Here is a 13,998-nt window from a genome sequence, read left to right as displayed (position 1 = left end):
CGTCACGGCCCGTACACCACCTGCAGTTCCTTGATCCCGTTCAGCCATGCCGAGCGCAGCCGCCGCGGCTCCCCGGCCGCGCGGATGCCCGGCACCGCGTCGGCGATCGCACGGAAGACCAGGTCGATCTCCAGCACCGCCAGCGACTTGCCGAGGCAGAAGTGCGGGCCCCCGCCGCCGAAGCCCAGGTGGAAGTTGGGGTCGCGGGTGATGTCGAAGGCCTCGGGGCGGTCGAAGACCTCGGGGTCGTGGTTGGCGGAGGCGTAGAAGAGGCCGACGCGTTGCCCCTCCCGTACGGTCACGTTCCCCAGCTGCACGTCGTGCGTCGCCGTGCGCTGGAAGGAGACGACCGGGGTGGCCCAGCGCACGATCTCCTCGGCCGCGGTCGCGGGGCGTGCGTGCCGGTAGAGCTCCCACTGGTCGGGGTGGGTGAGGAAGGCGTGCATGCCGTGGCTGATGGCGTTGCGGGTGGTCTCGTTGCCGGCGACGGCCAGCATCAGGACGAAGAACCCGAACTCGTCGGAGCCCAGGCTGCCTTCGCCCTCGGCGGCCACCAGCCGGCTGACGATGTCCCGGGCGGGACGGGCGGCGCGCGCGCCGGCCAGGTCCATCGCGTAGGAGATCAGCTCCGCGGCGGCGAGGGCGCCGGTCTCCTCGGTGACGGCGAGCTCGGGGTCGTCGTAGGCGATCATCCGGTTCGACCAGTCGAAGATCTTCGCCCGGTCGTGCCGGGGGATGCCGATGAGCTCGGCGATGGCCTGGAGCGGCAGTTCGCAGGCGATGTCGGTGACGAAGTTCCCGCTGCCGCGCTCGCGGGCCGCCGCCACGATGGTGCGGGCGCGCTCCCGCAGGGCCGTCTCCAGGGCCCGGACCGCCCGCGGGGTGAAGCCGCGCTGCACGATCTGCCGGACGCGGGTGTGCTCGGGCGGGTCCATGTTGAGCATCATCAGCTTCTGCGCGTCGATCGCCCCTGGTGAGATGCTCGGGTGGAAGCGGATGACGGAGGTGTTGCGGGCGGAGGAGTAGTCCTCGGGCCGGGTGGAGACCTCCCGGACGTCCGCGTGCCGGGTCACCACCCAGTAGCCGTCGTCCCCAAACCCGGCCAGGCCGTGCGGCTGGGCGTTCCACCACACCGGGGCGGTCCGCCGCAGCCGGGCGAACTCCGGGAGCGGGACGCGCTGCTGGTAGAGGTCGGGGTCGGTGAAGTCGAATCCGTCGGGCAGCGCCGGGCAGTCCATCCTTGGTCACCTCACATCTGACGTGACGTCAGAAAAGTTGCCGTGACCGTACTGACGGGCCCCCGGGGCGACAAGGGAGACGACGCCATCTGTTGCGCAGGGGCGGCCTGCGCGACCCTTGCGTACCGGGGGTAGCAGTCATAAGACTGCGAGCGGGACGAGAAGACGAGAACACGTACTACTTCTGCTGCCGCGGGCACCGGGAAGCCCGCGGACACGAGGAGAGGGCGAGTCATGGCCGCGGAACCCGTCATCGTCGAAGCCGTACGCACCCCCATCGGCAGGCGCGGAGGAGCGCTCGCCAACCTCCACCCCGCCTACCTGCTGGGAGAGACCTACCGGGAGATCCTCGCGCGCACCGGCATCCAGCCCGACTGCGTCGAACAGATCGTCGGCGGCACCGTCACCCATGCCGGCGAGCAGTCCATGAACCCCGCCCGCACCGCCTGGCTCGCCATGGGTCTGCCCTACGAGACCGCGGCCACCACCGTCGACTGCCAGTGCGGCTCCTCCCAGCAGGCGAGCCACCTCGTCGCCAACATGATCGCGAGCGGCGTCGTCGACATCGGCCTCTCCTGCGGCGTCGAGGCCATGTCCCGCGTGCCGCTCGGCAGCGGCTCCCGGCACGGGCCCGGCAAGCCCTTCCCCGACGAGTGGAACGTGGACCTGCCCAACCAGTTCGAGGCCGCCGAGCGCATCGCCCGCAAGCGCGGCCTGACCCGCGAGCGCGTCGACGCCCTCGGCCTGCTCTCCCAGCAACGGGCCGCCCGCGCCTGGGCGGAGGAACGTTTCAAGCGGGAGACCTACGCGGTCCAGGTGCCCACCACGGAGGAGGAGCAGCACGCCGGGCAGGGCATGTGGCGCCTCGTCGACCGCGACGAGGGGCTGCGCGACACCAGCATGGAGGCGCTCGCCGGGCTCAAGCCCGTCATGCCCACCGCCGTCCACACCGCGGGCAACACCTCGCAGATATCCGACGGCGCCTGCGCCCTGTTATGGGCGTCCAAACGCATGGCCCGCGCCCTGCGGCTGCGCCCCCGGGCCCGGATCGTCGCGCAGGCGCTCGTCGGCGCCGACCCGCACTTCCACCTCGACGGGCCGGTCGACGCGACGCGGGCCGTCCTGGGCAAGGCCGGGATGTCGCTGCGCGACATCGACCTCGTGGAGATCAACGAGGCGTTCGCGTCGGTGGTGCTCTCGTGGACGCACGTCTTCGAGCAGGACCTGGAGAAGGTCAACGTCAACGGGGGCGCCATCGCCCTCGGCCACCCGGTCGGCGCGACCGGCGCCCGGCTGATCACCACCGCGCTGCACGAACTGGAGCGTACGGACAAGGAGTTCGCCCTCATCGCGATGTGCGCGGGCGGTGCGCTCGCGACGGGGACGATCATTCAGCGGCTGTAGGGCGTTGCCCAGGGCTGCGCAGTGCAGCCGAGCCGGAGCCGGGCGCGCCACCGACTCCAGCACCTCGCGAAGCCGACAAGCGCCACTCGGCCGCTTTCGAGCTGCCATGCTGAGACTCAACAGCCTGCGTACCTGCCCGGGTTGACGATCCCGCCTGAACTCTTTGCGAGGTGTATGTAAGAGCATGGAGAACGGAGAGGCGCGCAACCTGCTGATCGGTGGAGCGCATTCCGGACCGGTCGTCCAGGCGGGATCCGTCCATGTCCACATGCACCAGGGGACGGTGCCTGCCGCGAGCACGGCAGGCACCGAGGACCCTTGGGTGCATGCAGCCGCCGGTTCAACGATATGGGACCACGTACCTCCCACGAGGGATGCGGCCACTGTCCGAGGCCATGTGCTGGCCGTGGTCGAAGCGCTGGCTGTAGTGCGTGACACCGCAGAGGCGGCCCTGGAGGCCGACACGTGGCACGACCCGGACATGGCCGTGCGTTTTGCAGAACGAGTGGGGTGGCTACTGGGGGAGCCGGACAACACCTTCTCGCCCGACCTCTATCCGGCCGAAGCGGCCCTGCTCGTTCTCGTCCCCTTCCTGTATCGCGCAAACTGGCTACGGATGGCGGCTCGGTACAGGACAGTTGATCCTGCGGATCTCAGGACAAGTGCGGGTGCGGGTGCAGATCGACTGTCCTTTGAAGCGTTCGCCGACGAGCACGACATGCTCGTCAAGCGGGCGTTACTCCGGCCGGATGCGGCGGCTCCCATCGGCTGGTGGTTGTTCCACCGCTGGCTGCTGCGCCGAGGCGCGCACGCGGACCCCGATGGTGTGCGGCAGCTGATCGACTTGCTGGGTGAACGCGCATATCCACTCGGGGAAGCCCTGAGCATCCCTCGCTTGATCAACCTGATGCATGGCGTCCGGCGTGGTCCCGACGTGGGCAACGCAGAGTTCCTGGAGCGTTTGCCGCAGGAGGACCGGGTGACGGGTCACGGACACCAGCGCGTCCGTGACCGGCGGCTGGTCCTGCTGCTGGCCCTCGCCTACGGGACGTGTGCCGACATGACTGCGCTGCCGGACATCGTGGTTGAGCACATTGGAATCCCGCACCCTGTCAACCTTGACCAGCTCCGTGACACTCTTGAAAGGGCCAAGTGGGCTGGGCCGGCGTCCTTTCCGGTACTCCGGGCCGGCTGCCATCACGAGGCTGTCATCGAAGGGCTCCGCGACTACACGACCAGGGCGGACGAGATCCTGCACCGGGTCCATCGCGCCGCTCGCGAGCGGATCACCCACCCCATGCCGCACCTTCCCACACGCCTCTCTGCGGACGACGTAGAGCCTGCAGCGGGGGTGTTCGACGGCTGGGCGAGTTTCCGGCTGGATGAGCGCCGGGTCCGTGAGCTGCTCATGGGCGTCCAGCTCTACAAGGACCGTGATCTCGCGGTGCGCGAGCTGTATCAGAACGCTCTGGACGCGTGTCGCTATCGTCGTGCCCGGACTCAATACCTGGAGCGCAATGACCGGGTGGCCTACGTGCATGTCGGCCGGATCGAGTTCGAGCAGGGCGTCGATGCAGATGGCCGGGCCTACCTGGAGTGCCGGGACAACGGAATTGGCATGGGCGACGCCGAACTGCGTGGCGTCTTTTCCAAGGCTGGCGCGCGGTTCGCCGAACAGGCTGACTTCAAGCTCGAACGCGCTGCTTGGAGCCAAGCGGACCCGCCTGTGGAGTTTTTTCCGAACAGCCGCTTCGGCATAGGTGTGCTGAGCTACTTCATGCTGGCCGACGAACTGACTGTCACCACCTGTCGCATGGGTCTTAACGGCATGCCCGGTCCGGTTCTCCAAGCCTCCGTCCATGGACCTGGCCACCTGTTTCGCATTGCCACAGTCGCGGACCGAGGCGAGGAACCAGGCACCTGCGTGCGTCTGTACCTCCGCGACGCGCCGGAACCCAGCAAATGCTGGTCATGCGTCGATGTACTGGAACGCGTACTCGGTATTGCGGAGTTCGTCACTACGGCGCGACACGGTCAGCGCCGCACCGAGTGGGCTGCGGGCCGGCTGCAGTCCAGGAAGCAACCCCGCGGGGAACGCTTCGGGCTCGATGCCCACGGCAAGCGAGTCGACTGGCTCCATGCGCCGCCAGGAGTCCAGGTGACCTGGACCGAGCATGGCGGTGGCCTGCTTGTTGATGGACTGATCGTCCAGCCTGCCACGCGCAATGGCGTCCTTTCCTCATCCGAGGCTGGACTGACCGGAGTCGTGGTCAACCTCTCCGGCTCGTATGCTCCCCTCCAGCTATCGGCGGACCGCGCGGAGGTCCTCGACGACCTATCCACTCTTCTGTGTGACCTGTTGACCCAGGCCGCCGACGATCTGGTCGGTAGCGAACGTGAGCTACCGGAATTCGCCTGGATCTGCCGGGTCGCATACGGGAGTCCACAGCTGGCCGATATCCTTACCGCCGCGGCAATAAGAGCGGGACTGCTGTTGCGTTATGGGGGAAGATCGTTCGATCTCAAGCGGACGGGGATTCTCCCTTCCGACGTCGAGACTGTCCTCGGTGGTCGTGACCGTAAGCAGCTCCATTGGGATTTTGTAGGCAGCATGCCGGACCATATCTACCTGTGGCGGCTCGTCGCTCATGGTGTGCGTCGCACCCTCGATGAGCTGGCTGTCTTCTGCCCGGAGCTGCGTGACACCGGACCGGTCCTCCCGGCCATGCCGTCCGATCAGCTGGTGCTCTGCAAAAAGAGCGACGACAGTGAGTACTGGCACTGGCGCAATCTCAAATTCACGGATTCGGACGAACTGCTTGCGGCGGTCGAGCAGTTGGGTATGGTGACGCTTTCTGCGGTCAAACGTGCCTCTCGACTCGGCATCCATGACCTGGGACCCGACGGATCGCGGTCCGGAATGGCGAAAGCCGTCGAGGGTCATCGTGATGGCTTGCGGCAGCAGGAAATGGTTCCCACGGTCACTAGACTGGTCCTTGATTCTATCGATGCGGATGTGGACCCCATCGAGCTTGCCGCGACGTTCAGCGAACTCGGTGTCGAAGTGTCAGGTGGTGTAGTCGACCTGGCGCAGGCAGCCATGGGTGACCCCTTGTTGCTGAGAGACTCCGAAGAAAGGGAGGCGGGGTGGTTCGGGCCGGGAGAGACCGTTCCCCCGGGGCGCATTGCTCAGGCCAGCATTGAATTCGGCCTCACTGTTTCCGAGGTCTCTGCGCGCTTTCGCGTCTACGGGCTGGTGGCTGACCATGCTGGGCTGCCGGAGCGTATCGGCCCTGACGTTCCGCTGGCGCTCCTGCGCGAATTCTGTGGCGAAGAAGAATCATGGCTGACCCGATCTCACATCATCCCTCCTGCTCATGTGCTCTCTGCCGCAGCCAAGCTGAGCATGCAGCCGACCGAGGTCGTGCGTGTCTATCGCATGCTGGAGTTTTCCGTACCTTCCTGCTTTCCGTCCGATGCGCGGGTTGATGATCTGGAGCTGTTTGAAAGCGAGCTGTGGGACGAGGCCTTGGACTTCTCTCCTCCCGGCCCTCTCCCGTACGCATTTATTCTTGACGCGGTTCGGCGTGGACGCTCCCTCGGTGACGTCATAATCCGGTTTCGGGACTATGGATTCGATGTACCGATGTGTCCCCCTGAACGACTCGACGACGTGGATGCAAAGCTCTTGAGCGCTTCTGGGCCTTGCTCTTGGTGGGGCATATCAACAGGTGATGTCATGCCTTTCGCGCACCTCATCGTTGCCGCGCGCAGTGTGTTCCTCAGCCCTAAAGAGCTTGCCGAAAGGATGGTGAGCTACGGAATCCAGGTTTCCTGTCATGACTTTCCTGTCGGGCTCTCCGCTGATGACGCTCTTGAGCTCCTTGTGACGGACAGGTATGAGGATCAATATCTTGAAAAGGAGAGCAGGTTGTCACTGCAAGATCTCCTTGAGCGTGCAAGACAGCTCAAGGTCCCGCTGGTTCAAGCCGTTGACTGGCTGACCGAGCTGGGTATCCCCGTGCCCGACGTCGGACATGTCCTGCGTCAAGCGCTCGCCCGTGTACCTCGCCCGATACCGCCAACCGCTTGACTGCAGCCCCGTGTAAAGGGATCCCTGCTCATTCCCGCATCGAGAGGACCTGCCCACAGTCCGGACTGTCGTATCTGGTTGCGTCGGCAGCCTGCTTGAGGAAGCTGAGAGCCGTCCCGGTGATACGTGCCCAGTAGTTGGCCACAGCGGAGGAGTCATGCCCGGATCCAAGGCTGTAGGCCATCAACTTCATAGCGTCAACCTGCGAAGCTTCCACCGGAGGCAGGGCAGGCAGTGAGGCGAAGAGCTCATGGACCGGCCTGGTGTGCACGGCCTCGGACACCGCAGCAACGGCGATTCTTTCTGGATCTCCGCCTGCATGCAGCTGATCGAGCGTAAGGCAGTGAAGCCCCAGGCATATGAGCAGCCGCACCTTGGAATCCGTGCCGTCCGGGTCGACCTCCCAGTTCTGATATCGGCGACGTATCTCGTTGCAGAACTCCACGTCCCGCTTGCAGGTCCTGTAGATGCGGCTGCTGAACTTCTCGCAGAATTCCCAAGCCGCTTCGCTGCTGCCGATGGTTGTCACTGTGTGTCCTCTCTGGTGGTTCTGAGCGTCGCGACGGACATGCTCTGGTGATACCCACCCGGAGGACTCATCTGGCTGTCAGAGGGCGCGATTTCAGCCACGCCAGGGTCAGACGCAGCGGACGTTGAGGAGATCGCTGTCCACATGCCCCGAGGTGGGGATGCCGTCCTGGATGATCGTGCTGTAGGTCCTGGTCACGTAGCTCCAGTTCACAGGGTTTGATTCGCAATCACGCAGGACGGCGGTGCTTACGCGGCTTGGGCCGGGACAGGAGTAGTTGACCGGTCCTGATGCCACGACCTGCCACATCCCCGGACCGGGGTAGTAGCGCAGCAGGTCCGTCTCGGTTCGGCACGTCTGCGGCGCATGAGGGCGGCACGAGCTCATCCAGCCGACGGCAGTGATGGTTGTCCCGCTGTAGTTGGGTCTGGCCGCTTTGATCGTGCACGTGACGCGATCGTCAGGTCCGAGCGAGCTTCCCGTCGTCACGGTGGCAGCGTTGGTGGGGCCGGTCTCAAAATTCCCCGCCGCTGCTGTTCCCGAGATCGGGATCAAGAGCAGGATGGCTGCTGATGCCACGTTCAGTGCGCGGCTCTTGGTGTTCACGACTCGTCTCCCATCTCCCGCGCGCTATGTGCGGTATGAAGCGGGCTTGGCGCGCAAATCGAGCGGAATCTACGCCTGCATCTGAGGGAAAGGAAGCAGGTTTGCTGGAGAAGTGAGCTCTCTCGCCAAGTCAAGACGCTCCGGGGCCAGCATTGGTGCCGGAGGACGAGGGGCGAAAGGGGTCAGTGCAGTTCCCTGAACTCCACCGGCGCCTCGAACGCGGCCCGCCGGGTCGCCCGGCGCAGGGCCCTGAGGACGACCGGGCCGAGCGCGAGCGTCGCGGTCACCGTGACGAGCGCGCGCGGCAGGTCCCAGCCGAGGGACGTGGCCAGGCAGTACGCCACGAACCGCGCCAGGTTGTCGGGGAGCGGGTCGCCGGGGACGAAGGACACCCCGGAGGCCAGGGAGCCGATGTAGGGCCAGCCCTGGAGGTTCATCACCGTGCCGTAGAGGACGGACGCGACCGCCCCGTACGCGGCCAGCATCGCCGACTCCCGCCGCCCGCGCAGCCGGTCGGGCGCGGGCAGCAGGCCCGCGCCCATCGAGACCCAGCCCATGGCCAGCATCTGGAACGGCATCCACGGCCCGACGCCGCCGGTCAGCAGGGCCGACGCGAACATCGAGAGCGAGCCGAGGACGAACCCGAAGCCGGGGCCGAGGACGCGGCCGGACAGCACCATCAGGAAGAACATCGGCTCGATGCCGGCCGTGCCCGCACCGAGGGGGCGGAGCGCGGCCCCTGCGGCGGCGAGGACGCCGAGCATGGCGATGGCCTTGGAGTCCAGACCGGAGTCGGCGATCGTCGCCACGACGACGGCGAGGAGGAGGGGGAGCAGAGCGGCGAACAGCCAGGGGGCGTCGCCGGAGTGGGCCAGGCCCGAGGCGGGGGCGGCGAGCAGGGGCCAGGCGAAGGCGGCGACGCCGATGGCGGAGACCAGGGCCAGGGCGGCGATCGAGCGTGGCCCGAGCCGGATCGCTCGCGCTCGGCGGTCGGCCGGTTCCCTCTTCACGACTCCACCCCCAGCGCATCCCGTACCTGCGGCACCGTCAGCCACGGCTGCGGTGCCAGGATCTTCGAGACCTGGGGGGCGAAGGACGGGGACGAGACCACGATCTCCGCGGTCGGGCCGTCCGCCACGATCTCGCCCTCGGCCAGGATCAGGACGCGGTGCGCCAGTTCCGCCGCGAGCTCCACGTCGTGCGTGGCCAGCAGGATGGCGTGCCCCTCGGCGGCGCGGGCCCGCAGGATCTCCACCAGGCGGGCCTTGGCCGCGTAGTCGAGGCCGCGCGTGGGCTCGTCCAGCAGCAGGAGCGGGGGACGGGCGGCGAGCACCACCGCCAGGGCGAGCGCGAGGCGTTGGCCCTCGGAGAGGTCGCGGGGGTGAGTGGCGTCGGATATGTCCGGCAGCAGCTCGGAGACCAACTCCCGGCAGGTGCCGGGGGCTGCGCCCGCGTCCTGGTCGGCGGCGGCGCACTCCGCGGCCACCGTGTCCGCGTACAGCAGGTCGCGCGGGTCCTGCGGGACGAGGCCGACGCGCCGGAGGAGCCGGCGCGGGCTCGTGCGGTGCGGTACGGCGTCGCCGACGCGCACCGTGCCGCGGGCGGGTTCGTGCATGCCGACGAGGGTGCGCAGGAGGGTCGACTTGCCGGCGCCGTTGCGGCCCATGAGGGCGACGGTCTCACCGGCCCGGACGGTCAGGCCGATGTCGCGCAGCGCGTCGACGCGGCCGTGGCGGACAGCCAGGCCGGACGCTTCGGCGACGGGCGCGGGGGCGGCCTCGGGGCGGGCCGGTTTGCGGAACAGGCCGGCGCGCCGCTGCCGCGGGGGTGCGGGCGCGGGCGCCGGTTCCGGTGCCGCGTCGGCCAGGCGTTCGCGCAGCGGGGCCGCGCGGCGGCGGGCGTCGCGGACGGAGAGGGGCAGCGGGGACCACCCGGCGAGCCGGCCCAGGGCCACCACCGGCGGCTGGACGGGCGAGACCGCCATGACCTCGGCCGGGGTGCCGGAGACGGGGGCCGCGCCGGGGGCGGGCAGCAGGATCAGCCGGTCCGCGTACTGGACGACGCGCTCCAAGCGGTGCTCGGCCATCAGCACGGTGGTGCCGAGGTCGTGCACCAGGCGCTGGAGCACGGCCAGCACCTCCTCGGCGGCGGCCGGGTCCAGGGCGGAGGTGGGCTCGTCCAGGACCAGCACCTGCGGGTGCGTGGTCAGCACCGAGCCGATGGCGACGCGCTGTTGCTGCCCGCCGGAGAGGGTGGCGATGGGCCGGTCGCGCAGGGCGGCGAGCCCGAGCAGGTCCAGGGTCTCCTCGACGCGGCGGCGCATGGTGTGCGGGGGGAGGCCGAGGGACTCCATGCCGTAGGCGAGTTCGTCCTCGACGGTGTCGGTGACGAAGTGCGCGAGGGGGTCCTGGCCCACCGTGCCGACGACGTCGGCGAGTTCGCGGGGGCGGTGCGTGCGGGTGTCGCGTCCCGCGACGGTGACGCGGCCGTGGAGGGTGCCGCCGGTGAAGTGCGGGACGAGGCCGCTGACGGTGCCGAGGAGGGTGGACTTGCCGGTGCCGGAGGGGCCGACCAGGAGGCACAACTCGCCTTCGGGGACGGTGAGGTCCGCGTTGCGGAGTGACGGCTTGGCGGCGCCGTCGTAGGTGACGGTCACGTTCTCGAACCGGATCACTGTGCCGCCTCGTTGTCGTGGGTGGTTTTTCCTTGCCCCTGACCCGCCCTTTCCCCGTTTCCTGGGGCTGCGCCCCAGACCCCCTTGTCGCGGCTCCGCCGCTCGTCCTCAAACGCCGGACGGGCTGAAATCAGCCCGTCCGGCGTTTGAGGACCGGCGAAAGGGTGGGGCCGGGGCGCAACAAACGCCGGCAGCAACCCCACCAGCACCGCCCCCGCCGCCCCCAGCGGCAACACCGGTGCCGTCAGCGGGACCACACCCGGGTGCAGCGGTGCCTCCGGCGCCAGGGTCATCAGAACCGCGACGGTCACCCCCGACCCCGACACCAGCCACGCCCGCACCCCCCATACATCCGGCCGGTACCGGGTCCGCACCGACCGGCGCCCGCCCAGCAGCAGGCCCCCGACGGCGGCAGCCAGTCCCGCCACCATCACCGGCATGCCGTACCCGGCACCCTCGTCCGCCAGCAGCCCGTACGTCCCGGCGCACACCCCGGTGAGGCCGCCGAGCGTCAGGACGTTCGTCAAGTGCCGTACCGAGCGCGGGACTCGGGCCGTGCGCCCGTAGCCCCGTGCGTCCATCGCCGCCGCCATGGCCACCGACCGTTCCAGCGCGCCCTCCAGCACCGGCACCCCCACCTGCAGCAGGGCCTTCGGGCCCCGGTCCGGGCGGCCCCGCAGGCGGCGGGCGGCGCGGAGCCGGGCCACGTCCGCGACCAGGTTCGGCGCGAACGTCATCGCGACCACGACCGCCACCCCGGCCTCGTACAGCGCACCCGGCAGGGACTTCAGCAGCCGCGCCGGGTTGGCGAGGGCGTTCGCCGCGCCCACGCAGATCAGCAGGGCGGCCAGCTTCAGCCCGTCGTACAGGGCGAAGACCAGGCCCTCCGCGGTCACCCGGCCGCCGATGCGCACCCCGCGCGCCCAGTCCGGCAGCGGGACCTCGGGGAGCGTGAGCAGCGTGTGCGTACCGGGAATCGGCGAGCCCAGGACCACCGCGAAGACCAGGCGGATGCCGATGACGGCCAGCCCGAGCTTGAGGAACGCCCCGTACGAGCGCGCCCACGGCGCGTCCGTCCGCCGGGCCGCCACCACATAGCCCGCGACGCCGACGAGCAGGCCGAGCAGCAGGGGGTTGGTCGTCCGCGATGCCGCGGCGGCCAGCCCCAGGGCCCAGATCCACCATGCGCCGGCGTGCAGAGCGCCGCTGTTCCTCACCCGATGTTTCCCTATCCGCGCCGGCGGCGGGTCTGCCAGACGGCGGCCGCGCCGAGGACGGCCACGGCCGCGATGCCCGCGACCAGGCCGGCGGAGGGCCCGCCGTCGTCCTTCTTCTTCTCCGGCGCTGCGGAAGGCTTGCTTTCGCCGCTGTCGCTGCCCACCTGCTCGCCGCAGCCCGACTCCGGGTACCCGGCGATCGCGCACAGCAGCGCGGAGGAGTTGTAGCGCAGCGGCTTCGCCACCGCGGCCAGCGCCTCCCCGGCGCTCGCGTCCGTGCCGACCTGGGCGCACGCGGTGCGCGCGGCAGGCGGGGCGGCGCCCGCGGGGGCGTCCGCGGCCGTGCCGAAGTCGAGGACGACGGCCACCCGCTTGCTGCCGTCCTTCGCGGGCGTGGCGTCGCACGCCGCCGCGAAGTCGGCCGCGCCCCGCGGCTTCGCCGCCTGCGCGGAGTCCGCGCTGACGGCGAAGCGGAAGCCGATCGTCTCCCCGTCGCCGGGGCGTGCGGTGGCCGGGCCCTGCGTGGCGTACGTCCAGTCCTTGCCGCCGCCCGCCGCCTGCCAGAAGGACCAGTAGCGGTAACCGGCCGCCTGCGCGGGTGCCGCGCCGAGCACGGCGAGCATCCCGGCCGCGAGCAGGACGCACACCTTGTGCATCCTGCGCATCACAGCTGCTTCTTCCTGCGGTTGCTGAGGAGGAAGCCGACGCCGATGCTGGCGACGAAGAGGACGCCGAAGATCCACCAGCCGCCGAAGCTGCGGCCGTTCGTCCCTTCCTTCTCCCCGGACTTCGTCGGAATGGCCGGCCCCTCCGCCTTCGGGCCCGTCGCGGCGAGCTGCTGCACCAGGTCCGCGCCGCCGAAGGCGCGCGGGTCGGTGCCCGCGGTGCGCGCGGCGAGGATCAGCTTGGCGAGGCGGCCCGGGTCGCCCGCGGCCCACTCGGCGGTCTTGCTGTCCTTGGACTGCAGCCACGCCATCGGCTTGCCGGCCGCCTCGCGGTGCCCGCCCGCGGCGAGGGCGATCACGGCGTCGGCGGTGGCACCGAAGTCGGGGCCCTCCGGGGCGCCCGGCATCGAGGACTTCAGCTGCCCGCCGTTCGCGTCCAGCTTCTTGGCCAGGTAGCCGGCGACGGCGTCGGCCGCCGCGGCCGCGTCCTTGGGCTTCGCGTTCTCGTCGCCCGCGCAGTCCAGCGGCTTGACGGGCTTGTCGCCCTGCTCCGGCGCACCGGTCCCGAAGCCCTTGCCGAGGGCGGCCAGGGCGGCCGCGGTCGAGGCGAGGTCGTTGGCCTGCAGCTCGCCGTTCTGCGGCAGGTAGGCGAACGCGCCGCGCTCGTCCTCCTTCTTGTCGCAGCCGAGTTGGAAGGACAGCAGCGCGTCGTACGGGCTCTTGCCGCTCTTGCCGGTGGCCTTCGCCGGGTCCTGGCCCGCGGCGGCGAAGGCGCCGACCGCGATGGAGGTGGAGTTGGCGTCGCTGGCCGCGCCGGGGCTCATGCCCCAGCCGCCGTCCTCGTTCTGGTGCTCCTTGAGCCAGCCGAGGCCCTTCTGCACGGCCGCGTCCCGGCCGCCCACGGCCGCGAGGCCCTGCACGGCGGCGGAGGTCGCGTCCGTGAACTCGCCGGCCTTGGGGTCGCAGGCCTTGCCGGTGTCGGCGCGGTAGCCGGCGAAGCCGCCGTCGGAGCACTGCTGGCCCGCCAGCCAGTCCACGGCCGCGGGGGCCGGGGAGACGCCCACCGCGTGCTGGGCGACGAGGGCGAGCGACTGCCGGAAGACACCGTCGAACTTGGGGTCCTTGGCGCCGTACAGACCCGGGGCCGCCGGGGACGGGGAGCCGTCGGCGAAGGCCGCGGGCGCTGCGGCGGCGCCCAGCACGGCGGCGGTGGCCAGGGCCGCGGCGCCGCGGCGCGCGTGGACGGCGAAGGAGGGGGCCATGGGGGTCGGTGCCTCTCGGTGTCTGTACGAGTCCGTACGGGAGGGCGTACGCAGCCGCGCGGCGGTCGCCGCGCAGGGGCGCGGGGCACCGGCCCGGCCCCGCATACCTCGACGGGTGAGCCTTTTCCTCCTCGGCGCGGGTACTCCGGCTCACAGGCCCCCTGGGCCCTGCTCACGGTTGCGGGTCAGCGCCGGATTCGCACCGGCTTCCCCCGTTCCGAGGTGGGATGAAGTTGTTCCGGACACCTTAACCGGACGCCTGCATCCGTGGTGGGGCGGTTACGCACCGCACATGCATTGCCCGTCCCGC

10 protein-coding genes and 1 riboswitch are annotated in these 13,998 nt (G+C 69.9%); of the genes, 2 read left to right on the top strand and 8 right to left on the bottom strand.

The features are described 5' to 3' along the window. Positions 1–2 precede the first annotated feature (2 nt). On the bottom strand, positions 3–1,238 hold the full coding sequence (locus tag ACWD4B_RS04710) for a cytochrome P450 (RefSeq protein ID WP_451419388.1): 1,236 nt from the start codon (positions 1,236–1,238) through the stop codon (positions 3–5). Between the two features lie 234 nt (positions 1,239–1,472). Here ACWD4B_RS04710 and ACWD4B_RS04705 point away from each other — a divergent pair, with 234 nt between their 5' ends. Both ACWD4B_RS04705 and ACWD4B_RS04700 read left to right on the top strand, forming a co-directional pair. Beyond that, complete coding sequence (locus tag ACWD4B_RS04705; RefSeq protein WP_390777841.1) at positions 1,473–2,642, top strand: steroid 3-ketoacyl-CoA thiolase; 1,170 nt, start codon at positions 1,473–1,475, stop codon at positions 2,640–2,642. 184 nt (positions 2,643–2,826) lie between these two features. After that, positions 2,827–6,735: a wHTH domain-containing protein gene (locus ACWD4B_RS04700; protein WP_451419387.1), complete on the top strand. Its 3,909-nt coding sequence runs from the start codon at positions 2,827–2,829 to the stop codon at positions 6,733–6,735. Between the two features lie 28 nt (positions 6,736–6,763). Here ACWD4B_RS04700 and ACWD4B_RS04695 read toward each other — a convergent pair whose 3' ends face one another. The 7 genes from ACWD4B_RS04695 to ACWD4B_RS04665 all read right to left on the bottom strand — a co-directional run bounded on the left by ACWD4B_RS04695 (position 6,764) and on the right by ACWD4B_RS04665 (position 13,688). Continuing rightward, positions 6,764–7,264 carry a hypothetical protein gene (locus tag ACWD4B_RS04695; protein ID WP_451419386.1) on the bottom strand — a complete coding sequence of 167 codons (501 nt, stop codon included), beginning with the start codon at positions 7,262–7,264 and terminating at the stop codon, positions 6,764–6,766. Positions 7,265–7,372: 108 nt separating this feature from the next. Further along, a complete protein-coding gene (locus ACWD4B_RS04690) occupies positions 7,373–7,870 on the bottom strand; it encodes a hypothetical protein (protein WP_451419385.1) in 498 nt (165 codons plus the stop codon). Between the two features lie 182 nt (positions 7,871–8,052). Then, positions 8,053–8,880 carry an ECF transporter S component gene (locus ACWD4B_RS04685; protein WP_451419384.1) on the bottom strand — a complete coding sequence of 276 codons (828 nt, stop codon included), beginning with the start codon at positions 8,878–8,880 and terminating at the stop codon, positions 8,053–8,055. Continuing rightward, positions 8,877–10,544, bottom strand: coding sequence for an ABC transporter ATP-binding protein (locus ACWD4B_RS04680; protein WP_451419383.1), 1,668 nt, complete (start codon positions 10,542–10,544; stop codon positions 8,877–8,879). Before ACWD4B_RS04680 ends, ACWD4B_RS04685 begins: the two co-directional genes overlap by 4 nt. Next, positions 10,541–11,800, bottom strand: a complete 1,260-nt coding sequence (locus ACWD4B_RS04675; protein WP_451419440.1) for an energy-coupling factor transporter transmembrane component T — start codon at positions 11,798–11,800, stop codon at positions 10,541–10,543. The genes ACWD4B_RS04680 and ACWD4B_RS04675 overlap by 4 nt, the downstream gene beginning before the upstream one ends. Further along, on the bottom strand, positions 11,773–12,426 hold the full coding sequence (locus ACWD4B_RS04670; RefSeq protein ID WP_451419382.1) for an SCO2322 family protein: 654 nt from the start codon (positions 12,424–12,426) through the stop codon (positions 11,773–11,775). Before ACWD4B_RS04670 ends, ACWD4B_RS04675 begins: the two co-directional genes overlap by 28 nt. After that, entirely contained in the window at positions 12,426–13,688 is a 1,263-nt protein-coding gene (locus ACWD4B_RS04665) for a prenyltransferase/squalene oxidase repeat-containing protein (protein ID WP_451419381.1), read from the bottom strand. The genes ACWD4B_RS04670 and ACWD4B_RS04665 overlap by 1 nt, the downstream gene beginning before the upstream one ends. 117 nt (positions 13,689–13,805) lie before the next feature. Continuing rightward, positions 13,806–13,953, bottom strand: a riboswitch (cobalamin riboswitch). Positions 13,954–13,998 lie beyond the last annotated feature (45 nt).

Source organism: Streptomyces sp. NPDC002536, assembly GCF_053594995.1.
This window is presented reverse-complemented; position numbering and strand designations above follow the sequence as displayed.